At 61.2% G+C, this 19,454-nt stretch carries 26 protein-coding genes and 1 pseudogene; 19 read left to right on the plus strand and 8 right to left on the minus strand.

All coding sequences use genetic code 11. From position 1 onward, the window contains the following. The first annotated feature begins 40 nt into the window (after window positions 1-40). Window positions 41-535, plus strand: coding sequence for an N-acetyltransferase (locus QAO71_RS03455; protein ID WP_036991050.1), 495 nt, complete (start codon window positions 41-43; stop codon window positions 533-535). A 50-nt stretch (window positions 536-585) separates the two neighbouring features. On the opposite strand, the gene QAO71_RS03460 is transcribed toward QAO71_RS03455, so the two are convergent. Further along, window positions 586-1,134: a glutathione peroxidase gene (locus QAO71_RS03460; protein WP_036991048.1), complete on the minus strand. Its 549-nt coding sequence runs from the start codon at window positions 1,132-1,134 to the stop codon at window positions 586-588. 131 nt (window positions 1,135-1,265) lie between these two features. Between QAO71_RS03460 and QAO71_RS03465 the strand changes: the two genes are divergently transcribed. Both QAO71_RS03465 and QAO71_RS03470 read left to right on the plus strand, forming a co-directional pair. Beyond that, window positions 1,266-1,664 carry a GFA family protein gene (locus tag QAO71_RS03465; protein ID WP_074781076.1) on the plus strand — a complete coding sequence of 133 codons (399 nt, stop codon included), beginning with the start codon at window positions 1,266-1,268 and terminating at the stop codon, window positions 1,662-1,664. A 75-nt stretch (window positions 1,665-1,739) separates the two neighbouring features. Next, the gene (locus tag QAO71_RS03470; RefSeq protein ID WP_280165654.1) at window positions 1,740-2,072 is read left to right on the plus strand and encodes an SMR family transporter; all 333 of its coding nucleotides are present in this window, start codon (window positions 1,740-1,742) and stop codon (window positions 2,070-2,072) included. A gap of 15 nt (window positions 2,073-2,087) precedes the next feature. Here the strand turns inward: QAO71_RS03470 and QAO71_RS03475 are convergent, their stop codons facing one another. Continuing rightward, window positions 2,088-2,312: a DUF2798 domain-containing protein gene (locus QAO71_RS03475; RefSeq protein WP_036991045.1), complete on the minus strand. Its 225-nt coding sequence runs from the start codon at window positions 2,310-2,312 to the stop codon at window positions 2,088-2,090. 130 nt (window positions 2,313-2,442) lie between these two features. Between QAO71_RS03475 and QAO71_RS03480 the strand changes: the two genes are divergently transcribed. From QAO71_RS03480 to QAO71_RS03500, 5 genes and pseudogenes are all read left to right on the plus strand, one after another. Next, on the plus strand, window positions 2,443-3,033 hold the full coding sequence (locus QAO71_RS03480; RefSeq protein WP_051611100.1) for a PadR family transcriptional regulator: 591 nt from the start codon (window positions 2,443-2,445) through the stop codon (window positions 3,031-3,033). Beyond that, window positions 3,023-3,835 carry a siderophore-interacting protein gene (locus QAO71_RS03485; protein ID WP_280165255.1) on the plus strand — a complete coding sequence of 271 codons (813 nt, stop codon included), beginning with the start codon at window positions 3,023-3,025 and terminating at the stop codon, window positions 3,833-3,835. Before QAO71_RS03480 ends, QAO71_RS03485 begins: the two co-directional genes overlap by 11 nt. Before the next feature lie 12 nt (window positions 3,836-3,847). Further along, entirely contained in the window at window positions 3,848-5,173 is a 1,326-nt protein-coding gene (locus tag QAO71_RS03490) for an MATE family efflux transporter (RefSeq protein ID WP_280165256.1), read from the plus strand. A 175-nt stretch (window positions 5,174-5,348) separates the two neighbouring features. After that, window positions 5,349-5,665: pseudogene (locus QAO71_RS03495) on the plus strand (SMR family transporter). A 37-nt stretch (window positions 5,666-5,702) separates the two neighbouring features. Beyond that, window positions 5,703-6,452 carry a pseudouridine synthase gene (locus QAO71_RS03500; protein WP_218144729.1) on the plus strand — a complete coding sequence of 250 codons (750 nt, stop codon included), beginning with the start codon at window positions 5,703-5,705 and terminating at the stop codon, window positions 6,450-6,452. Here QAO71_RS03500 and QAO71_RS03505 read toward each other — a convergent pair. Next, complete coding sequence (locus QAO71_RS03505) at window positions 6,449-7,552, minus strand: DUF2855 family protein (RefSeq protein ID WP_280165257.1); 1,104 nt, start codon at window positions 7,550-7,552, stop codon at window positions 6,449-6,451. The two genes, QAO71_RS03500 and QAO71_RS03505, sit on opposite strands and share 4 nt — an antisense overlap. 73 nt (window positions 7,553-7,625) lie before the next feature. On the opposite strand from QAO71_RS03505, the gene QAO71_RS03510 reads away from it, so the two are divergent. Next, on the plus strand, window positions 7,626-8,279 hold the full coding sequence (locus QAO71_RS03510) for a TetR/AcrR family transcriptional regulator (RefSeq protein WP_280165258.1): 654 nt from the start codon (window positions 7,626-7,628) through the stop codon (window positions 8,277-8,279). Here QAO71_RS03510 and QAO71_RS03515 read toward each other — a convergent pair. Continuing rightward, the gene (locus QAO71_RS03515) at window positions 8,258-8,845 is read right to left on the minus strand and encodes a DUF488 domain-containing protein (RefSeq protein WP_280165259.1); all 588 of its coding nucleotides are present in this window, start codon (window positions 8,843-8,845) and stop codon (window positions 8,258-8,260) included. The genes QAO71_RS03510 and QAO71_RS03515 overlap by 22 nt on opposite strands. Before the next feature lies 1 nt (window position 8,846). Continuing rightward, entirely contained in the window at window positions 8,847-9,059 is a 213-nt protein-coding gene (locus QAO71_RS03520) for a DUF2945 domain-containing protein (protein WP_280165260.1), read from the minus strand. 148 nt (window positions 9,060-9,207) lie between these two features. Between QAO71_RS03520 and QAO71_RS03525 the strand changes: the two genes are divergently transcribed. From QAO71_RS03525 to QAO71_RS03555, 7 genes are all read left to right on the plus strand, one after another. Next, complete coding sequence (locus tag QAO71_RS03525) at window positions 9,208-9,645, plus strand: VOC family protein (protein ID WP_280165261.1); 438 nt, start codon at window positions 9,208-9,210, stop codon at window positions 9,643-9,645. A gap of 15 nt (window positions 9,646-9,660) precedes the next feature. Further along, the gene (locus QAO71_RS03530) at window positions 9,661-10,065 is read left to right on the plus strand and encodes a DUF2007 domain-containing protein (RefSeq protein WP_280165262.1); all 405 of its coding nucleotides are present in this window, start codon (window positions 9,661-9,663) and stop codon (window positions 10,063-10,065) included. A 42-nt stretch (window positions 10,066-10,107) separates the two neighbouring features. Then, window positions 10,108-11,286: an efflux RND transporter periplasmic adaptor subunit gene (locus tag QAO71_RS03535; protein WP_280165263.1), complete on the plus strand. Its 1,179-nt coding sequence runs from the start codon at window positions 10,108-10,110 to the stop codon at window positions 11,284-11,286. A 5-nt stretch (window positions 11,287-11,291) separates the two neighbouring features. Further along, complete coding sequence (locus tag QAO71_RS03540; RefSeq protein ID WP_348273407.1) at window positions 11,292-12,515, plus strand: FtsX-like permease family protein; 1,224 nt, start codon at window positions 11,292-11,294, stop codon at window positions 12,513-12,515. After that, window positions 12,508-13,218, plus strand: coding sequence for an ABC transporter ATP-binding protein (locus tag QAO71_RS03545; protein WP_036991025.1), 711 nt, complete (start codon window positions 12,508-12,510; stop codon window positions 13,216-13,218). The genes QAO71_RS03540 and QAO71_RS03545 overlap by 8 nt, the downstream gene beginning before the upstream one ends. Before the next feature lie 90 nt (window positions 13,219-13,308). Further along, a complete protein-coding gene (locus QAO71_RS03550; RefSeq protein ID WP_280165265.1) occupies window positions 13,309-15,339 on the plus strand; it encodes a TonB-dependent receptor in 2,031 nt (676 codons plus the stop codon). 66 nt (window positions 15,340-15,405) lie between these two features. Further along, window positions 15,406-15,717 (plus strand): YqfO family protein, encoded by a 312-nt coding sequence (locus QAO71_RS03555; protein WP_036991022.1) that lies wholly within the window; start codon window positions 15,406-15,408, stop codon window positions 15,715-15,717. 57 nt (window positions 15,718-15,774) lie between these two features. Here QAO71_RS03555 and QAO71_RS03560 read toward each other — a convergent pair whose 3' ends face one another. The 3 genes from QAO71_RS03560 to QAO71_RS03570 form a co-directional block, all read right to left on the minus strand. Beyond that, window positions 15,775-16,734 (minus strand): cytochrome-c peroxidase, encoded by a 960-nt coding sequence (locus QAO71_RS03560; protein WP_051611137.1) that lies wholly within the window; start codon window positions 16,732-16,734, stop codon window positions 15,775-15,777. Window positions 16,735-16,884: 150 nt separating this feature from the next. After that, complete coding sequence (locus QAO71_RS03565; RefSeq protein WP_348273401.1) at window positions 16,885-17,373, minus strand: L,D-transpeptidase family protein; 489 nt, start codon at window positions 17,371-17,373, stop codon at window positions 16,885-16,887. After that, window positions 17,370-17,930, minus strand: coding sequence for an NUDIX hydrolase (locus QAO71_RS03570; protein WP_051611098.1), 561 nt, complete (start codon window positions 17,928-17,930; stop codon window positions 17,370-17,372). Before QAO71_RS03570 ends, QAO71_RS03565 begins: the two co-directional genes overlap by 4 nt. 177 nt (window positions 17,931-18,107) lie before the next feature. On the opposite strand from QAO71_RS03570, the gene QAO71_RS03575 reads away from it, so the two are divergent. The 3 genes from QAO71_RS03575 to QAO71_RS03585 are packed head-to-tail and all read left to right on the plus strand — an operon-like array spanning window position 18,108 to window position 19,452. Then, a complete protein-coding gene (locus tag QAO71_RS03575) occupies window positions 18,108-18,716 on the plus strand; it encodes a CoA pyrophosphatase (protein WP_036991258.1) in 609 nt (202 codons plus the stop codon). Continuing rightward, window positions 18,716-19,240: a gamma carbonic anhydrase family protein gene (locus QAO71_RS03580; protein ID WP_036991019.1), complete on the plus strand. Its 525-nt coding sequence runs from the start codon at window positions 18,716-18,718 to the stop codon at window positions 19,238-19,240. The genes QAO71_RS03575 and QAO71_RS03580 overlap by 1 nt, the downstream gene beginning before the upstream one ends. After that, window positions 19,240-19,452, plus strand: a complete 213-nt coding sequence (locus QAO71_RS03585; protein WP_036991017.1) for a DUF1289 domain-containing protein — start codon at window positions 19,240-19,242, stop codon at window positions 19,450-19,452. Before QAO71_RS03580 ends, QAO71_RS03585 begins: the two co-directional genes overlap by 1 nt. Window positions 19,453-19,454 lie beyond the last annotated feature (2 nt).

Genomic DNA, 19,454 nt, shown 5'->3' on the forward strand with positions numbered 1-19,454 from the left:
AAAAGCAGGCCTTATCAGTGCGCAGGAGCAACTCAGCGTTATGAATATCAGAGAAGCCACGAAGGATGACTTCGATAGCATCTGGCCGATTTTCCACGAGGTCGCTGCGGCTGGCGATACCTATGCATATCCGCGTGATACCACTCGGGAGCAGGCGTTTGCGCTGTGGATGGATTACCCGCGAAAGACCTTCGTCTGCGAAGAAGACGGGCAGATTCTGGGCACCTATTACATCAAGACCAATCAGGCGGGCCCCGGCGATCATGTCTGCAATTGCGGGTACATGGTGTCCTCGGCAGCGCGGGGGCGCGGCTTGGCTTCGGCCATGTGCGAGCATTCCCAGGAAGTTGCCGTCCAGCTCGGCTATCAGGCCATGCAATTCAATTTCGTCGCCTCCAGCAATGAGGGCGCGGTGCGGCTGTGGAACAAGCTTGGATTCGCTACCGTGGGCCGTTTACCCAAGGCGTTCAACCATCCGTCCCTGGGCTATGTGGATGCGCTGGTCATGTACAAGTGGTTGGATGCACCCCAGTAAGGGCTGATCCGCGGGCGGCGGCAGATCACCACCCGCGGTAGCTGGTCGGCTCAGGCGCCTTTGGCCAGCTCCTGCTCGATCGCAGTGACCAGCCGCGGATCGTCCGCCGCCGTATCCGGTGCGAAGCGTGCAACGACTTCACCGTTACGGTTGATCAGGAATTTCTCGAAATTCCACAACACGTCCGCGGGGTTTTCCGGGTTGACGCCGAAGCCCTTCAGGCGCTCACGGAACGGACCATCACCGATCGCCTGCGGCTGCTGAGCGGTCAACTGGGTGTACAGGGGATGCTGGTCATCACCCAGCACCGAGATCTTCGAAAACAGCGGAAAGTGCACATCATAGGTGGTGGAGCAGAAGTCGCGAATTTCTTCTTCCGTGCCGGGCTCCTGCCCCTTGAAATTGTTGGCTGGAAAGCCGAGCACTTCCAGACCCTGCTTGCGCTTGGCCTGATACAGCGCTTCGAGTCCTTCGTACTGAGGCGTCAGCCCGCATTTGGAGGCGACGTTGACTACCAGCAACACCTTGCCGCGGTAATCGGCCAGGCTGCCGGGCGTGCCATCGATCTTGTTCAGTGGAATGTCATACAGAGCAGTCATTTGTTTTCTCGTTTCTGGTTAGCAATCAGATATCGAAGGTAGCAGAACTTGTCGACGAGCAGCAGCTCACCGTGAAAATAGGCGTGCCGCTTTTGCACTAAGCTCAATGCATCAACAACGGGAGGTGGATCATGGCCTTATCAGGAAGCTGTCTATGCCAGGGGGTGCGCTATGAGATTCAGGGTGAGCTGAAGAATGTATACAACTGCCACTGTTCGATGTGCCGCAAGCTGCATGCGGCGGCGTTCCGGACCAGCGCCAAGATCCGCTCAGCGGACTGGAAAACCTTGCAGGGTCAGGAGTTGATCAGGTTCTACGAGTCGTCACCGGGTGAGCACAAGGCGTTCTGCTCGGTCTGCAGCTCCAGCCTGTTCACCCGGTTCGATGCCCAGCCTGACGTATATGGCTTTCCGCTGGGCACCCTGGATACCGACCCCGGCGTACAGCCGCAACGCCACGTGTTTGTCGGCAGCAAGGCGCCCTGGTTCGAGATTACCGATGACTTGCCGCAGCATCTCGAACTGGGCTGACCAGGGCATCCGGCCCGGGCGGGTCCGTTTATCTGCTGCTATTATCCGGGGCCGATAACGAGAGAGCGCTGGATGATGAAACACTGGATATTCCTGTCCGTGGCGATTGTCGCCGAGGTGATTGCCACCACGGCATTGAAAGCTAGTGAGGGGTTCACCAAACCGCTGCCGACTATCGTGATGGCTGTCGGTTACGGCATTGCGTTCTACCTGCTGGCGTTGACGCTACGCACCATTCCGGTGGGCATTGCCTACGCCATCTGGTCCGGTGCGGGCATCGTGCTGATTACGGCAGCGGCATGGTTTCTATACGGCCAGAAGCTGGATGCGCCCGCGATTATCGGCATGGGCCTGATTGTCGCCGGGGTGGTGGTGTTGAACGTGTTTTCCAAGGCGGTAGCGCACTGACCGGCTGGCTCTGCTTCACTTCTTCTGCAGGCTGATGGCAAAGCGACTGATTCTGGGTGCGCCAATGATGATCAGGGTGAATGCGATCGGCCAGGCAATATAGGCGGCGCGCCACCAGCGCGACAGGAAGTTTTCGGTGAAGCCCGTGTTTGCCCAGGTGATAACGAAAGTCATGATCGAGACCATATAGATAGACATCAATATCGATGAAACCAAGGGTACGTAACGCGCATTGATCATTTTGCTTTCCACCACAAAAAAGCCCGAAAGTGTAAGCCATGCCGACCGACATTGACATACTCTGACTCGAGATATATCTTACGACTCATATTTATATCGTAAGATATATTCTGTGTCGAGAGAGAAGGCTATGCAGAAAGAGACCGGCCGGCAAGCACGCCAGCGTGGCAATCCACTCACGCGCGGGCGCAAATTCAGCGCCGATGAGCTGCAATTGACGCTGTTATGGTTTCTGCGCGATGCACCAGCTCATGGCTATCAGCTGATCAAGGGCTTGAGCGAACTGTCCCAGGGGTATTACAGCCCCAGTCCCGGCGTGGTGTACCCAGCGTTGACCCAGTTGCAGGAACGGGGCCTGGCTGAGGTGGAGCAGCAAGGCAAGCGCAAGAGCTACCGCATTTCTCCAGCCGGTCTCGACTATCTGCAGACGCACCACGAGCGGGTTGCGCTATTGATCGCTACCCTGCGCCATGCGGCGAAAAAGATGCAATGGCTGACCCTGTCCGGCGAAAGCGAGGCCCAGGCGAGCGCCGCTACCGGCTGGTTGCCGGAGTTCATTCAGGCTCGCAGGGCGCTGCGTACCGCGCTGTTGGCCGGCGACGATGCCGACCATACCCAACAGCGCCGCATGGCTGAGATCCTGCAGCGCGCCGCAACAGACATCCTGAGCGTTTCAGGCAATCCTGATTTCATCCGAGGCGAGGACCACCATGACCAATGACCTGCTGGCGGTACAGAAAGTACGGCACCCGATCAAGATACGTCTGTTGGAAGTCAAACGTGTCACCGAATTGAGCCCCGCCATGCGCCGTATCACCCTGACCGGCGAGGATCTCCTCGGATTTCATTCCGCTTCCTTCGATGACCATGTGAAGCTGTTGGTACCGGAGCAGGCAGGTGTCAGCCCCAATATGCCCACCCTGGGCGACAAGGGCCTGGTGTTTGCCGAGGGCGTATCCAAGCCGGAGCTGCGCGATTACACACCACGCCGCTACGATCCGGTCAGCAACGAGCTGGATATCGACTTCGTGCTGCATCACCAGGGGCCCGCAACGGACTGGGCAACCCATGCCGAACCCGGTCACCTGTTGGGCATTGCCGGGCCGCGGGGCTCCTTTGTCATTCCAACGGCCTTCGACTGGCACCTGCTGGTCGGTGACGAGACCGCCATTCCGGCGATCGGCCGTCGTCTGGAAGAGTTGCCCGCTACGGCCAAGGCCGTGGTGATCATCAAGACGACAACCGAGCAGGCCAGAATCGACTTCGCCTGCGAGTGCGCGCTGGATGTGCGCTGGGTAACCGAAACGGCGCCCACAGAGGCCGGAATGGGCGCGCTGGAAGCCGCCGTGCGTGAGTTGACCCTGCCGGAAGGCGAGGGGTATGCATGGGCGGCCGGGGAATACAGTGACATCCGCGCGGTACGCCAGTATCTATCCGAGGGGCTAGGGCTGGACAAGGGCCGCATTCGCGCCGCGAGCTATTGGCGCCAGTCTCAGGCCAACAGCCACGAGCACTTCGACTGACGTGGCCAGCCATTGAAGAACTTCACTGAAGGCTCCATCGCCAGACACCTGGGACGGTTTTCCCTGCCCATCGTTGTCTCCAGCCTGTTGCAGGTATCCATCCAGCTGATCAATGGCCTCTGGGTAGGTAACCTGCTGGGCAGTGCGGCCTTTGGTGCGGTGACGGTTGGCACCATCCTGATGATGGTGGTGTTTGCCTTTGTCATGGGCGTCAACCAGGCGACCCTGACGATCTTCGCCCAGCTGCGTGGTCGGGGGGATACGGAGGCGGTCCACGCTTACCTGAGCACCTTTGCCATTATTCTCGTGCTGTTGTCGGCGCTGATCGGCATTGCTGGCTATGTGTTTGCCGATGCGCTATTGGCGCTGCTCAATACGCCCCCGGCGATTATCGATGAAGCACGGCTATATCTGCAGATCACCTTCGCCGGCACCCTGCTGTTGGTGGGCTACAACTTCATCAGTACGGTCTTGCGCGCCTTCGGCGATAGCCGTACGCCGCTGTACTTCGTGCTGTTGGCCACGCTGTTGATTATCGTGCTGTCGCCCCTGTTTATCGGTGTGTTCCAGTGGGGCATTGCCGGGGCGGCCAGCGCGGTGATTGCGGCCCAGGGAGGCGCTTTCCTGTATAGCCTGGTGCATCTGGCGCGCAAGTTTCCCGGCCATGGTTTCCACCTGCGGCTACCGCAGTGGCTGGAGGTACGAACCATCCTGCGACTGGGTATCCCTTCCGGTGCCCAGATGGTGGTGATCCACGCTGGGACCACGGTGATTCTGTCGCTGGTGAACAGCCTCGGCGCCCATGCGGTCGCAGGCTTCGGTGCTGCCCAGCGGCTGGATCACCTCATCTTGCTGCCGGCGGTCGCATTGGGTACGGCGGTCACCGCAATGGCCGGGCAGAACATCGGCGCGCGGCACTGGCCGCGGGTAGCGCAGATCACCCGGGCCGGCATCGTCTACAACACGAGCATCATGTTGCTGTTGGCCAGCGTGCTGTATATCTGGGCGCAGCCGCTGGTCAGGCTATTCATCCAGGACGAGGCCAGCGTGGCCTTTGGCACCCACTATCTGAAGACCATCGCCTTCTTCTACCCCTTTATCGGGCTCAATTTTGTCTTCAATAGCGTGGTGCGCGGGGCGGGGGCGATGTTCCAGGTGCTGGCGCTGAATATCATCTCCCTGTGGATACTGCGGGTGCCGCTGGCTTACTGGGCTACCTCGGTCTACGGCGAAACCGGCGTAGCGCTGGGTATTGGTCTCAGTTTCATGCTCAGTGCGGGCTTTTCCTTCGCCTACTATCGGTGGGGACGCTGGCGGGACAAGCGACTGTTCAAGTGAGACTTGCACCGGTCAAACGGCCCTTGGTCCGCAGCTGCTAGCTGCCGGTGACCAGTGGTGTATAATCGCCCCCAGCACGGCGGCTATCGGCTTGCCGCGCTCTGCTATTAAAGCGTGAGGACGACCTCACCGCTATTGTTCAAACGGGGACGGCCCCAGTCAGGAGATCTATCTGATGAATTGGGCCATCCTTGTTGTTGCCGGTCTGTTTGAAATTGGTTGGGCAGTGGGCTTGAAGTACACCGAAGGCTTCACCCGTCTGTGGCCGACGCTGGGTACGGTTGCTTCCATGGCGATCAGTGTCTGGTTGTTGGGTATAGCCATGAAGGCGTTGCCGATAGGTACGGCCTATGCGGTGTGGGTCGGCATCGGCGCGGTGGGTACGGTAATGCTGGGTATTCTGCTGTTCGATGAGCCGGCGAATCCCATGCGCTGATCAGCCTGGTATTGATCGGCGCCGGTATCCTGGGGTTGAAGTTGGCTACCGCCTGAGTGCACCTATCTTGCTGTCGCCATGTCATGAGCGCCTTTGCCATTGAGTCTGTCTACCGATAACCCGCTCACTGAAATCTACCGCGACTCGTGGTTATTGGCAGTGCATAAGCCGGCTGGGCTGCTGGTGCACCGCAGCCCGATTGACCGCCACGAAACGGAGTTCGCGCTGCAATATGCTCGCCGCCTCAATGGTGGCGAGCATGTCTATCCGGTGCATCGGCTGGATCGGCCAACCTCCGGCCTGCTGGTGTTTGCCCGTGATGCGGCAACGGCCAGTGTGCTGGGCAAGGCGCTGATGGCTGGCCAGGTGAGCAAAACGTATCTGGCCATGGTGCGCGGCTGGGCGCCGGAGCTGGGGCTGATCGATCATCCGTTGCGTGAACACGCTACTGATCGGCGCTGCAAGGATGAGCCGCAGCCACTGCGTGAGGCGTCGACGCGCTATCGCCGTCTGGCCACCACCGAGATTCCAGTCGAGATCGAAGGGTATCCCAGCAGTCGTTACAGCCTGCTGGCGCTGTATCCCGAGACCGGGCGCAAGCATCAGCTGCGCCGGCATATGCAACACATCAGCCATCCCATTCTTGGCGATACCAATTACGGGCGCACCCGCCACAACCACTACTTCGCCGAACGTTTCGGTTACAGCCGGCTGATGCTGGCTGCCACCGCAATGGCCTTTGTGCACCCGGTTACCGGCGCGCCGCTGGAGCTGCGCTGCCCGCCGGAGCCGAGTTTCATGCAGGTGCTATCGCTCTTCGGTGAGGATGTTCCGCTGGCTTAGTCCAGGGTCACCACGTGCCCGTCAATCGGTGCGATGCGGCCATTCACCAGGGTATCGATCAGCGGTTGTGCTGCCTTCAGGCCCTGATGGGTTTCCAGCTGCAGCCAGGGTGACTGGCTGTCGCTGACTCGCTTGATGAAGCTCAACTGCGCTTCATTGAAACGCCGGGTCACTTCTGCCGGGCCCCAGTCAGCATTGCGCTTGCGAATCTGGTTCGGGGCGAAGTAACTCTGCGGTTGTGGACCCTTGAGAACCAGCTTCTGCTCGCTGATATGATCCTGGCTGTGTGCCGAGCCGGCGTAGCAGTCATGTACCAGCGATTGTTCAAAGTGTGCATGCACGCGCTGGCGCAGCTCGGCATTGCCGGAAAAATCCACATACAGCGTCGGGATCGACGCATCCAGTGACTCCAGCTGGTCGTAGGTGACACTTTGCTGATAACAGCCGAGGCCATCCACGTAGGCCTGGTTGCTGGCCGAGGTGATGCCCACCACTTCAATGTCCTTGCCCTCCAGGCAGAACACGGTGCCAAAGGCGGTCTTGCTGGAGGCGCTGGATACCAGTACGCGTTTGGCGCCGAAGAAACCGTTGTCTTCCAGGTAATCGGCCAGCATGAACGAGGTGATGAACAGTGGCCGCAGCAGCATCTGGTAGTCTTCGTTCTCCGGGCGGTAGGCCGCATCGGTGCGGTTACGCTGGTACTGGTTGTAGGCCGAGGTCAGCTCCAGGCGATGGGCGCTGCCATCATAGAAGCCGCGCTCGGTGACGCGCACCGGTTCGACCACCAGGTGCGTCGCGATTGGCCAGTAGCCGTAAAAACGCTCACCAATCTCCAGACCCTCCACGGTGGTGCTGACCACCTCGGCAAAGCCCCAGGCGGGCATGTGTCCCCAGGCTGCATCATCGGTAGGGAAGAAGTCCCAGTAACGCAGGTGCGGCGTATCACCGAAGGCGGCATAGGTGATGTTATTGGTGGTCAACGCCAGGCGGTCGATCTTCAGCAGCGCCTGCCCGGCTTGCAGTTCACCGAGGGTTTGGGTGACGATGCGGGTACGCGCGAGATCGCTCTTGTCTGTTTGCAGGCTATGGATCTGGGTCATGATGAACTCCGGTAGACATAATGTGGATAGATAAACTGTACGCCAGCCAACGACTGGCCTGGTTCGGATAAGCATGAGCAACAAGACACCCCCGGTAAGCCGCAGTAAACCGCTGAAACGGCCCACTCAGGCCCGCGCACGCTTCACCGTGCAGGCGATATTCGATACCTATGTTCGGATTTGGCAGCGCGACGGCTGGGACAACCTGACCACCCGGGCGGTGGCGCTGGAGGCCGGCGTGGCCATCGGCACGCTGTATGACTACTTCCCGAGCAAGGAAGCGTTGCACTCAGCCTATGTGCGCCACTGCATCGAGACGCTGATCCAGGCGGTGGAGCAACAGGTGGTGCAACCGGCTGAGCTGGGCTGGCAACAGCGGATACGCCTGTTGATTCAGTTGCTCAGCGGTATGCATGAACTGTCCTGGTTCCATCCGGATATGCTGGCGCTGGAGCCCCGGGTCGCCGAGCAGAAACACCAGCAGCGCGCCTGCGCCGAGTTTCTCGCCATGTGGCGCCGGGTGTTCGACGCCTGTACCGATCTGCCACAGCAGCCCGCCGACAGCCTGGTCGAAGCCCTGCATCTGGCGGTGTGGGGTGGCCGCCGCTATGCCATGCAGTTGCGGCTGGACGAGATGCAGATGCGAACCTGGGCCGGAGAAATGGAGGCCATCTGCATCGCGCGACTCGCCTGGGAGCAAGCAAGTCAGAATTCCAGCTGCTGCTGAATGCCCTGGCTCCGTTCCCTGGCATTGAGCGGCTCGCCTCGGGTGGCATCGTAGGTCAGTCGACCTTGATATAGGCGAGCTGGGCGAGTGTATGGGTGTTCATCGCAGTGCTGTTCGTCCTGGATATGCATGACCCGGGTGCCGTCCACCATCAGTACATCGGATACCAGCGAACGGTGGCAGCGCCACCAGAGCACTTCCGCGCACATCATGCTGGTCCGGCGGCGTACCGCCAACTGCTGCAGTCGCTCCAGGCCGATGGCAAATTCGCGGCTGGCGGTATGGTCCGCGTAACCGCGGAACGATGCATTGCGCCAGGCCACGTTGACCGAATCGGCCGCGGCCCGTCGCCGGCCACCCAGTTCGGTGATCAGTTGATAGTCGATACCCGCCTCGTTCAGGCTGGCGCGCAGGGCCTCCTGGCCGAACTGCGGCAGGCGGCGGGAGCCGGGGAAGCGCCGGACATCGGCGATGGCTTCGATCCGGTAGTGGTGGAGCAGGGCGATGAACTCTTCGATTGAGCGGGTCGAGTGGCCAATAGTCCAGATGGTCTCTGCCTGGGCCATGTCACTTGATCCTGGTCAGGGCATCTTCTCGGTGCAAGGCGATGTGATCGGTCTTGTCGCTCTTGATCTCGTACTGCGGTGAGTCTTCGCTCGCTCTGCGTGGATGGCCTTTGTAGGTGGTGTCCGAGGTATGCACCCTGATGATGGTGCCGCTGACCCGCCCAGCCTCGGAATTCCAGCTGACGTGATCATCGATCTTGAACTTCTGACTCATGATCTCTCCCTCAATAGCCTGTTACCTCTGTGACCAGCGGCAGAAGGGAAGGTTTGTGCGGAATTGTCGGCAGTTGGCAGGCTGCCGGTGGAAAAGCTACTCTTGGTCCGGTGTCATCCAATCCACACAGCACACCGGAGGTACCGATATGGAGACGCAAGAATTGCACCGTGGACGGCTGATCGACCATGTTCAACTGGTCGTCCGGGACCTGTCCGCTGCGCAGAAGTTCTACACCGCCATTGCCGATGTACTGAATATCCCCATCGGCGGCAGTGGCGATGGTTTTTTCTGGATCGATGAGCTGGTGGTGTCGGCAACCGACTCCGAGGCGGCGCTGGGCGAGTTGACCGGTCGTCAGCATCTGGCCTTCCAGGCGCAGGACCGTGCCATGGTCGACGCCGTTTACCGTGCGGCACTGGCCAACGGTGGGCGGGACAATGGGGCGCCGGGGTTACGCCCTTATCATCCCAACTATTACGCAGCGTTCATGCTGGACCCTGACGGTAACAATATCGAAGCGGTTTACCATGGGGAGGCCCGACGCAGTGCGCCCTCGGTGCACATCACCTTTGATGCCGAATAGAGCCGAGCCAAGGCCATGCTGGTAACCGTCTCCCGCTACAGCTTCCCTTACGAAGCCCATATCGCCCGCGCGCGGCTGGAGACGGAGGGTATTCCCGCCTTCGTCGCCGATGAGCACACCATCAATATGCAATGGTTGTATTCCAATGCGCTGGGCGGCGTGCGGCTGCAGGTGCCGGAGCCGTATGCGCAGGCCGCCCAGGCGATCCTGGCCGAAGATCGTGAACCGGACCTGATCGAGCAGCAGGGGGAAGAGACGAGGGTCTGCCCGCACTGTGGTAGCACCAACACGGAATACCACCAGATCGGACGGCGCTGGGCCTTTCTCGTCTTCATCGGTATCCACTTTCCGCTGTTCCCGGTGCAGGACGGGATCAAATGCCGGGATTGCGGCAAAATATCAGCGCAGTCCGATCTGTAATATATTGATTGCTCACATTTCTCTGCGGCAAGGATCTGCGTTGTGCCCACCCCGTCACGCTGGTTGCTGATCGTATTACCTGTTCTGCTGCTGGCCGTATGGCTCGGCTGGCGCCACTGGCAGGGGCCTGAAGTATCCGGCTATCGGCTGGAAATGCGGCCGCTGGTGCAACGGGTGGTGGCCAGTGGCGAGGTGGACAGTCAGTCGTTGGCCCAGGTGGGCAGCGAGATAACCGGTGTGGTGAAGGCGCGGCATGTGCGCGAAGGCGACCGCGTTCAGGCGGGGAATCTGCTGCTGGAGCTGCGCGACGACGAGCAGCAGGCGCGGCTGCGGGAAGCCGAAGCCGCCTTGCAGCAACTGGTGAGTTCCCAGCGGCCCCAGGCCCAGGCGGCGCTGCGCGAGGCGCAGAATAATCTGGCCCAGGCTACCCGCGAGCGGGAGCGGCGGGATGAGCTGTTCCAGCGCCAGTTGATCTCCGCCGAGCAGCGCGAACAGGCGCGCCAGGTGGAAATCAGCGTGCGGGTTGCCCGTGATCGGGCGCAACTGGCCGCCAGCGCCGCTGCTTCCGGTGGCAGCGATGAGCAGGTATTGCAGCAGCGCCTGGCCGCAGCCCGCGCGGCGCTGGAGCGCACGCAGATTCGCGCGCAGGTGGATGGCGTGGTGCAGGTGCGCGACGTCGAGCCGGGTGATCTGGTGCAGCCCGGCAGTACCTTGCTGCAGATTGCCCGAACCGATAGCCGCGAAATCATCGTCCCGCTGGATGAAAAGGATCTGGGCCCGGTCGCTGTCGGCCAGCCGGCGGTAATCATCGCCGATGCGTTTCCCCTTGAGGCGCTGGCAGGGGAGGTCAGCTTTATCGTACCGGCCATCGATACCAATCGCGGCACCATCGATATTCACCTGGATCTGCAGCGGCCAGCGGACTTTCTGCGTCAGGGCATGACGGTCTCGGTGGATATCCGTACCGGGAATCGCGACCAGGCGCTGGTGGTGCCCAACGATGCGCTGTTCAGTCGCCAGGGCCAAGAGGCCGAAGTGTTGCGCTGGACCGCTGATCGGCAGGTGGAGCGGGTGCCGGTGCAGCTTGGTCTGCGCGGCACCGGCCTGACCGAAATTACCGAGGGGCTGAGCGCGGGTGATGTCGTGCTGGCGGACCAGGCGGCGGAAGGGAAGCGGATACGGGTACGTATTGAGCCGATGCTGGTCGGCGACCGGGAGTAACGATGATGCGACCGTTGCTGGCCAGCGCCTGGACCGAGTGGCTGATCGCGCTGCGCTTTCTGCTGGATAATCGCATGCAGACCCTGCTGATCCTGTTCGGCATCACCGTGGGCTCGGCGGTGATTGTGTTCATCACCGCACTGATTACCGGGCTGCAGGAGAACGTGGTCGAGCGCACCCTGGGGACCCAGGCGCACATCCGCATTCTGCCGCTGGATGAGTTCAACCGCCTCGCACCGTTGCCGGATGATGCCGTATCGCTGGTGCTGGAAAGCCCGCGGGCCCAGCGCCTGCGTTCGATCAGCAACTGGCAGGATGTGGTGGCGGTGCTGGATCAACATCCGCGGTTGCCGGCGGTGTCGCCGGTGGTCAGCGGCCCGGCATTGGCGCTCAGTGGCGTGGCCCGCGCCTCGGTGGCGCTGATCGGTATGGACCCGGAGCGCTATGAGCGCATCATTCCGGTCAGCGATGACCTGATTGCCGGGGCATTTCGCGTGGGCGCAGGCCATGCGGTGATTGGCAGCGAGCTGGCCGGGGATCTCGGGCTGGATGTCGGCGACAAGTTGCGACTGGATGGCGGCGACGGCCGGGAAGCGGTGGTCGATATCGCCGGCATTTTCGAACTCGGCGTGCGTGAGCTGGATGCGCGCTACGTGTATCTCGACCTGAAACAGGCCCAGACCCTGCTCGCGCTGCCGGGGGGAGTGACGGTGATCGATGCCCGGGTGGATGAGATCTTTGCCGCCGATGAACTGGCCAGGCGCATCGAACGGCTGACCGGATTGCAGGCCGAAAGCTGGATGCAGACCAACGGCCAACTGCTCAATGCGCTGACGTCCCAGAGCATGACGACCGAGATGATCCGCGTGTTCGTCGGCATTTCCGTGGCCTTTGGTATTGCCAGTGTGCTGGCGGTCAGCGTGGTGCAGCGGACCCGGGAAATCGGCATTCTACGCGCAATGGGCAGCCCGCGAGGGCAGATTCTGCGGGTGTTTCTGCTGCAGGGCGGATTACTCGGGCTGATCGGTTCCGGCATCGGTGGCGCGGTGGGTTGGGGGCTGGTGCAGATATTCAACATCTTCGGGCCGGGGTTGTTCTGGGTGCCAGTGGAGCCGGCGCTGGTGCCGGTGGCAATGCTGATCGCCACCCTGGCCGGGGTGTTGGCGGCAGCGGTGCCGGCCCGCCGTGCCGCCCGTTATGATCCGGCGGTGGCGATCCGTTATGTCTGATGAAGTGTTGCGTCTGCAGGGTATCGGCAAGACTTTCAACCAGGGTACGCCGCTGGAAAGCACCGTGTTGCGGGATATCGACCTGCGGCTGGGCCGCGGCGAACTGACGGCGCTGATCGGCCCGTCCGGCTCCGGCAAGAGCACCCTGCTCAATCTCATCGGCTTGCTGGACGTGCCCAGCGCCGGGGAGCTCTACCTGCAGGGCCGGCCAACCCGCGATAGCGATGACACAACCCGCACTCACCTGCGCAACCAGGCGTTGGGTTTTGTGTTTCAGTTCCACCATCTGATTTCCGCCTTCAGCGTGCTGGAAAACGTGCTCATGCCGTTGATCATCCGCAGTGGCCGCCCTTCGGCAGACGCCGTTGAACTGGCGCGCAGCCTGTTGCGTGAGGTTGGGTTGGAGGACCTGGCCGACAAGAAACCGACCGAGATTTCCGGTGGTCAGCAACAGCGGGTGGCAATTGCCCGCGCGCTGATTACCCGTCCGCCACTGCTGCTGGCCGATGAGCCCACCGGCAACCTCGACAGCAAGACCGCCGCCAGCGTGTTCGAACTGTTCCGGCGGATCAATGAGCAATTCGGCTGCTCGATTCTGGTCGTCACCCATGACCCCCGTCTGGCCGCCAGCTGCCCGCGTACCGTGCAACTGGTCGATGGCCGCATCGTCAGCGATGAATTGAACAAACCACCCTCCGGCTAAAATAAAAACTTGATTGTTATAATATAACGAATAATACTTCCGCTCCTTCGCGGCCTGTAGTGGGTCGGTTCGTTCGATAGGGGAGGGATAATGGAAAAATCAGGTTACTGGTGGCTTGGCGCGGTTGCGCTGGCGGGACTGTCGGCGCCAGCGTCGGCGGCGGATGAAGCGACAGCATTGCCGGATACAGTTGTGCGGGCGTCCGCCCTGAACAGTCAGGTGGGGGAAATGAGTTCGGCCAGCGTCGTACTGCAGGGCGAAGAGCTGACCCGGCGCCGGTCGGCAACCCTGGGCGATACGCTGTCCAGTCAGCCGGGCATTCATTCCAGTGGTTTCGGCCCGGGCGTGGGGCGGCCAGTGATTCGCGGCCTGGAAGGCAGCCGGGTCAAGGTGCTGAGTGATGGAGTAGACGTGCTGGATGCGTCCACCAGCAGCCCGGACCACGCCATTACCAGTGAGATGCAGTTGCTGGAACAGATCGAAGTGATCAAGGGACCGGCCACGCTGATGTACGGTGGTGGTGCGATCGGTGGGGTGGTCAACCTGATCGATCGCCGCGTGCCGACCTATGTGCCGGAGCGCGGGGTGGAAGCGGATCTGGAAGTGCGCGGCAACACGGTGGCGGATGAGCGCGCCGGTGCCTTCGGCATCACCGCTGGTGCCGGCCAGTTTGCCGTGCGGCTGGAAGGCAGCAAATTGGAAGCCGATCCTTATGACATCCCCGGCACGCCTTCCAAACAGGAAGGCGCATTCAACGAGTCCGATTCCGCCGGGCTGGGCCTGAGCTGGATTGGTGAGCGCGGTTACCTCGGTCTGGCCTACAGCGAGCAGAACCGTGAATACGGTCTGCTTGCCCATGAACACGCCGATTGCCATACCCACGGCCCCGATTGGCACTGCGGCGGCCATGGGCACGACCACGATCATGACCACGATCACGGGCATGAGCATGGCGCTGCCTATATCGACATGCAGCAGCAACGCTGGGACCTGCGCGGCGAGTACCAGGAGCCCTTCGCCGGCTTCGACCGGGGGCGCCTGCGTATGGCCCATACCGATTACAGCCACCGGGAAATGGAAGGCAGCGAGGTGGGCACCCGCTTCGAGAATCAGGGTAGCGAAGCGCGCCTGGAGCTGACCCACAAGCCCGTCGCCGGCTGGCGCGGCGTGCTGGGTGGGCAGACCTCCCGACGTGATTTCTCCGCCCTGGGTGAAGAAGCCTACGTGCCTGCCACTCTTACCGCCAACCATGCGCTGTTCCTGGTGGAGGAGCTGGAATTGGGCAACTGGCGTTACGAATGGGGTCTGCGTCACGAGTGGCAGAATATCGACGTGAAACGCAGTGCCCGTGATGCATCCCACCGGGGCACCTCCGTCTCGGCCGGCGCCACCTGGCGCTTCGTGCCGGAATATGCCCTGTTCGCCAATCTGTCCCGCTCGCAGCGGCTGCCCACCGCCGAGGAGCTGTATGCCATGGGGCCGCATGCCGCGACCCGTACGGTGGAACTGGGTAACGCCAACCTGCAGGAAGAAACCGGCTACAACATGGAGATCGGCCTGCGTAAGCTCAGCGGCAGACTGACCTACAGCCTGAGTGCCTTCCGCAATCAGGTGGATGACTTCATCTACGCCGCCGATGCGGGCTACGATCCGGGTGGCGATTATCGGGTAGTCGAGTACCAGCAGAACGATGCGGTGCTGCAGGGGCTCGAAGGCAGCTTCGGTATCCAGGCCACCGAGAGTCTGCAGCTGACCTTGTTTGGCGATACCGTGCGCGGCAAGCTGCGTGACGGTGGCGGCAACCTGCCGCGTATACCCGCCGACCGCTATGGACTGCGGCTGGAGCAGCGGCTGACCAGCCACATGGATGCGCAGCTGGAAGGTTATCGGGTGCGTCGCCAGGGCGATACTGCGGCCTATGAAACCGACACCGCCGCCTACACCATGCTCATGGCCGGGCTGAGTTATCACGGCTACAGCCAGAACGGCATGAACTACCTGTTGTATGCGCGGGCCAATAACCTGCTGGATGAGAAGGCGCGTCAACACACCTCCTTCATCAAGGATGAAGTGCTGTTGCCGGGACGTAATCTGACCGTAGGTATGCGCCTCAGCTTCTGATATTGATTGAGCGACGTGCTCCGGGCTGCAACACTGACACCAGTGTTTTCAGCCCGGAGTCATGCCATGTATAAGCTCTGCTTCTTTGTCCCTGAATCCCATCTCGAGCCGGTCAAGGCGGCGGTTTTTGCCGCCGGGGGCGGGCGTATCGGCGATTATGAGCATTGCTGCTGGCAGGTGCTGGGGCAGGGGCAGTTCCGACCAGGGCCGGGCGCCGATCCCTTTATCGGCAAAGCCGGTGAGCTGGAGCAGGTGCCTGAGTATCGGGTGGAGCTGGTATGCGCGGACGAGCTGATCGTGGCCGCCGTAGCGGCGCTCAAGCAAGCTCACCCCTATGAAGAGCCGGCCTATGATGTGTGGCAGTTGGCGGATATCTGACTTGCCGGCATAAAAAAGCCGCGCCCCGGATGGGACGCGGCCTGGTTTCGGCCGAGATTATTGCTTGATGCCGAACGGCTGGGGCCGCGGTGTGTCGTTGGTCGACGGCGGTAGTATCGGCATGGTGAAGGTCGGCTGATCACCGGTCAGTGTCTTCAGGAAGGCGACCACGTTGTCGATTTCCTGTTCATCCAGCTTACGACCCAACTGCAGGCGAGCCATGACGTCCGTGGCCTCTTCCAGGGTCCAATAGGCCCCGTCATGGAAGTAGGGGTAGGTCAACTCGACGTTACGCAGTGTCGGCACCTTGAAGGTGAAACGGTCCGCATCCTTGCCGGTGACCGCCGCACGGCCTTCCGCCGGATTGGAGGTCTGGTAGGGTTCGACCACGCCCATGCGCTGGAAGGACGTGCCGCCCGCGGCCGGGCCGTTGTGACAGGCTACACAACCGATGGACTTGAAGGTGTTGTAGCCGGCCAATTCCTGTTCGGTGATGGCCTTGTCGTCACCCTTGAGCCATTGGTCGAAGCGCGAGTTGGGCGTGACCAGGGTTTCCTCGAATACCGCGATGGCGTCGGTGATGTTGTCGATGGTCACGTCGGCGCTGCCGTAGACTTTGGCGAATTCCTCCCGATACTGCGGAATGGAGTTGATCACATCCACTGCCAGCACATGGCTGGAGGCCATTTCCATTGGGTTGGCGATGGGTCCACCGGCCTGCTCCTGCAGGTTGGCGGCACGGCCATCCCAGAATTGCGCCACGCTCAGGCTGGAATTCAGCACGGTCGGCGAGTTGATCGGGCCTTGCTGCCAGTTGTGGCCAATGGAGGTCGGCAGGTTGTCACTGCCCCCGGTACTCAGGTTGTGACATGAATTGCAGGAAATGAAGCCGGACATGGACAGGCGCGGATCGAACCACAGCTTCTTGCCCAGCTCGACCTTCTCCGGTTCGGTAATGGTGGCGGGCTCGATGGGCTTGATCAGTTCAGTGCTCAGTCGGTCGGCATGCGCCTGCATGCTGAAACCGAACCCGGTGGCGATGGCGATAGTGAGTAGCTTCTTCACGGATAATGCTCCTTGATGCGTAGCACGACAGGCATGGTTCTGTGGCCATGCTCTTGATGTGGCTAGTGTCGCTGAGAGGAGCGTGAAGGGTGTTGATCTGTATCAAGGTCTTATTTCAACGAGGGTGCCGTCTGGGGCCAGCTCCCAGAGTTCCCGCATGCTGCGATTGTCCAGCGCGATGCAGCCATTGGTCCAGTCGAGCCCGGTGAAGAACCACTCGGGGTACTCCTCATCCACCGGTGTGCCGTGAATCATGATCATGCTGCCGGGGTCCACGCCGCGCTTCCAGGCTTCGGCGCGATCCTTGAGGTTGGGGTAGTCCAAATGCAGGCTGAGGTTATAGCTGGGGCTGTGGTGGCGCCAATCGATGCTGTAGATGCCTTCCGGAGTGCGGTTGTCGCCGCGTTCCTGTTTATGACCGACCGGCTGTTTGCCCAGTGCGACCCGATAATACCGTATCACCTGGCCATCACTGATCACTTCCAGTCGGCGTTCCTGTTTATGGATCAGCAGTTTCTCGATGATCACGGTATCCGCCAGACAGCTACCGGCGAGCAAACCGAGCAGTAGCGCCGCCCACCAGCGACTCATGGATTGACGCCGTCGGCTAGACGCTGGGGCCAGACGATATCGCGCATGCGCACCGGGAACTCCTGGGTCGGGTAATCGAGGAAATACTGTTTCAGCGTTTTACCGATGGTCGGAAACGCCAGCTGCTCCCAGGGAATTTCCGCCTCGCTGAACAGTCGGACTTCCAGGCTCTCTTCTCCGGCGGAGAAATCCATGTCGGCCAACTGGCCGCGGAAAAACATGTAGACCTGGTTGATGTGGGGCAGGTTGAACAGCATATACAGTTGCTGCTGCGCCACCCTGGCGCGTGCTTCTTCCCAGGTTTCCCGCAGCGCGGCCTGTTCGGTGGTCTCGCCGTTCTCCATGAAACCCGCCGGCAGCGTCCAGAAGCCATGGCGTGGTTCGATGGCGCGCCGACATAGCAATACATGTCGCTCATGGGTGACCAGGCAGCCAGCGACGATGCGTGGATTCTGATAATGAATGACCTGGCAATGCCCGCAGACGTAGCGTGGGCGGGTGTCTCCCTGCGGGATGGCTTCGCTGACGGCGTGGCCGCAATGGCAGCAGAATTTCATGTTCCGGCGACTCCCGGCTGTACAGTTTGATAGCTATCTTGCTGCGCAATTGCCGAAGGGTAAAGAGGCGCAGCCGCTTCAATGTAACGGCTATGGGATACTATTCAGGTATCGGCGGGGCGCTGGCCCGGTAATGATGATCATGACATGATGGGTAAAAACAACGAGGTAGGTTGCATGCTGGACAAAGTTCGCGAGCGGGTCCCGGAATATCGCCCGCGATTGGTTGAGGCTGCCGGTTTGCCGGAAGCCGGTGTACTGGTACCGGTGACGTGCGTGGATAACGAGCCGGAGATCATTCTCACCCTGCGCTCCAACAGCCTTTCAACCCATTCGGGCGAGGTCGCCCTGCCGGGCGGCCGCCGTGATCCGGGGGATGTGGACCTGGCCTATACCGCGCTGCGTGAAGCCCATGAGGAAATCGGCTTGCTGCCGGATCTGGTCGAGGTGGTCGGGCCGCTGGGCAGCCTGGTGTCGCGTTTCGGTATCAAGGTGACCCCCTACGTCGGCATCGTGCCGGACGTGTTCGATCTGCGGCCCAACGAGAGTGAAATTCAGGAAGTCTTCCGCGTGCCGGTCAGTTTCTTCCTCGGCGACAACCGCGAAATGACCCACCGCATCGATTACGAAGGGCGTAGCTGGTATGTACCCAGCTACCGTTATGAAGGTTTCAAGATCTGGGGGCTGACGGCGCTGATTCTGGTGGAGCTGATGAATGTGGCGTTCGACGCCCGCATCCCGCTGCGCACCCCTTCCAAAGACGCAATTCCGATCAAGGAGCAGTAATGAAATATCGACTGGGCGATGACCGGGTGGAAATGGCCGATGATGCCTGGATCGCCGATACGGCGGTGGTGATTGGCAAGGTGCGTCTGGAGGCAGGCGCCAGCGTCTGGTTCAACGCTGTGCTGCGGGGCGACAACGAGCTGATCCTGATCGGCGAGAACAGCAATGTGCAGGACGGGGCGGTGATGCATACCGATCCCGGTGCGCCGCTGACCCTGGGCAAGGGCGTTACCGTTGGCCACAAGGCGATGCTGCACGGCTGCACTGTAGGTGATTACAGCCTGATCGGTATCAATGCCGTGGTGCTCAATGGCGCCAAGATCGGCCGCAATTGCATCATCGGTGCCAACGCGCTGATTCCCGAGGGCAAGGAGATTCCCGATGGTTCGCTGGTCATGGGCTCACCGGGCAAGGTGGTGCGCCAGTTGAGCGAGCAACAGCAGCAGGCGATCGCCGCGGGCGGCGCCCACTATGTGCACAATGCCCAGCGCTACCGCCGTGATCTGCAGCCGCAGGATGACTGATGAGCGCTGAGCAACAACCGGTCAGGTCCCCCTGCGTGTACGTCTGCTGTCTGGATGACAATGACATCTGCACCGGCTGCCAGCGCAGCGGGGCGGAAATCACCGAGTGGGGACGTGCCACTGATGAGCGGCGCCGGGAAATCCTGCGTCTGTGTGAACACCGGGCCCGCGAGCAGGGCGTCTGGATGAATATTGGAACTGTGAAAGGATAATC

Source organism: Halopseudomonas sp. SMJS2, assembly GCF_029866945.1.
Classification (GTDB): domain Bacteria; phylum Pseudomonadota; class Gammaproteobacteria; order Pseudomonadales; family Pseudomonadaceae; genus Halopseudomonas; species Halopseudomonas bauzanensis.

What these genes read in the sequence shown, in the direction of transcription:
- QAO71_RS03530 (WP_280165262.1), top strand. Translation starts at nt 9,661, where the DNA reads ATGCTGGTAACCGTCTCCCGCTACAGCTTCCCTTACGAAGCCCATATC.
- QAO71_RS03570 (WP_051611098.1), bottom strand. Translation starts at nt 17,930, where the DNA reads ATGAAATTCTGCTGCCATTGCGGCCACGCCGTCAGCGAAGCCATCCCG.
- QAO71_RS03485 (WP_280165255.1), top strand. Translation starts at nt 3,023, where the DNA reads ATGACCAATGACCTGCTGGCGGTACAGAAAGTACGGCACCCGATCAAG.
- QAO71_RS03460 (WP_036991048.1), bottom strand. Translation starts at nt 1,134, where the DNA reads ATGACTGCTCTGTATGACATTCCACTGAACAAGATCGATGGCACGCCC.
- QAO71_RS03540 (WP_348273407.1), top strand. Translation starts at nt 11,292, where the DNA reads ATGCGACCGTTGCTGGCCAGCGCCTGGACCGAGTGGCTGATCGCGCTG.
- QAO71_RS03470 (WP_280165654.1), top strand. Translation starts at nt 1,740, where the DNA reads ATGAAACACTGGATATTCCTGTCCGTGGCGATTGTCGCCGAGGTGATT.
- QAO71_RS03560 (WP_051611137.1), bottom strand. Translation starts at nt 16,734, where the DNA reads ATGCAGGCGCATGCCGACCGACTGAGCACTGAACTGATCAAGCCCATC.
- QAO71_RS03555 (WP_036991022.1), top strand. Translation starts at nt 15,406, where the DNA reads ATGTATAAGCTCTGCTTCTTTGTCCCTGAATCCCATCTCGAGCCGGTC.
- QAO71_RS03465 (WP_074781076.1), top strand. Translation starts at nt 1,266, where the DNA reads ATGGCCTTATCAGGAAGCTGTCTATGCCAGGGGGTGCGCTATGAGATT.
- QAO71_RS03515 (WP_280165259.1), bottom strand. Translation starts at nt 8,845, where the DNA reads ATGGCCCAGGCAGAGACCATCTGGACTATTGGCCACTCGACCCGCTCA.
- QAO71_RS03580 (WP_036991019.1), top strand. Translation starts at nt 18,716, where the DNA reads ATGAAATATCGACTGGGCGATGACCGGGTGGAAATGGCCGATGATGCC.
- QAO71_RS03585 (WP_036991017.1), top strand. Translation starts at nt 19,240, where the DNA reads ATGAGCGCTGAGCAACAACCGGTCAGGTCCCCCTGCGTGTACGTCTGC.
- QAO71_RS03520 (WP_280165260.1), bottom strand. Translation starts at nt 9,059, where the DNA reads ATGAGTCAGAAGTTCAAGATCGATGATCACGTCAGCTGGAATTCCGAG.
- QAO71_RS03575 (WP_036991258.1), top strand. Translation starts at nt 18,108, where the DNA reads ATGCTGGACAAAGTTCGCGAGCGGGTCCCGGAATATCGCCCGCGATTG.
- QAO71_RS03510 (WP_280165258.1), top strand. Translation starts at nt 7,626, where the DNA reads ATGAGCAACAAGACACCCCCGGTAAGCCGCAGTAAACCGCTGAAACGG.
- QAO71_RS03505 (WP_280165257.1), bottom strand. Translation starts at nt 7,552, where the DNA reads ATGACCCAGATCCATAGCCTGCAAACAGACAAGAGCGATCTCGCGCGT.
- QAO71_RS03545 (WP_036991025.1), top strand. Translation starts at nt 12,508, where the DNA reads ATGTCTGATGAAGTGTTGCGTCTGCAGGGTATCGGCAAGACTTTCAAC.
- QAO71_RS03475 (WP_036991045.1), bottom strand. Translation starts at nt 2,312, where the DNA reads ATGATCAATGCGCGTTACGTACCCTTGGTTTCATCGATATTGATGTCT.
- QAO71_RS03550 (WP_280165265.1), top strand. Translation starts at nt 13,309, where the DNA reads ATGGAAAAATCAGGTTACTGGTGGCTTGGCGCGGTTGCGCTGGCGGGA.
- QAO71_RS03455 (WP_036991050.1), top strand. Translation starts at nt 41, where the DNA reads ATGAATATCAGAGAAGCCACGAAGGATGACTTCGATAGCATCTGGCCG.
- QAO71_RS03525 (WP_280165261.1), top strand. Translation starts at nt 9,208, where the DNA reads ATGGAGACGCAAGAATTGCACCGTGGACGGCTGATCGACCATGTTCAA.
- QAO71_RS03480 (WP_051611100.1), top strand. Translation starts at nt 2,443, where the DNA reads ATGCAGAAAGAGACCGGCCGGCAAGCACGCCAGCGTGGCAATCCACTC.
- QAO71_RS03565 (WP_348273401.1), bottom strand. Translation starts at nt 17,373, where the DNA reads ATGAGTCGCTGGTGGGCGGCGCTACTGCTCGGTTTGCTCGCCGGTAGC.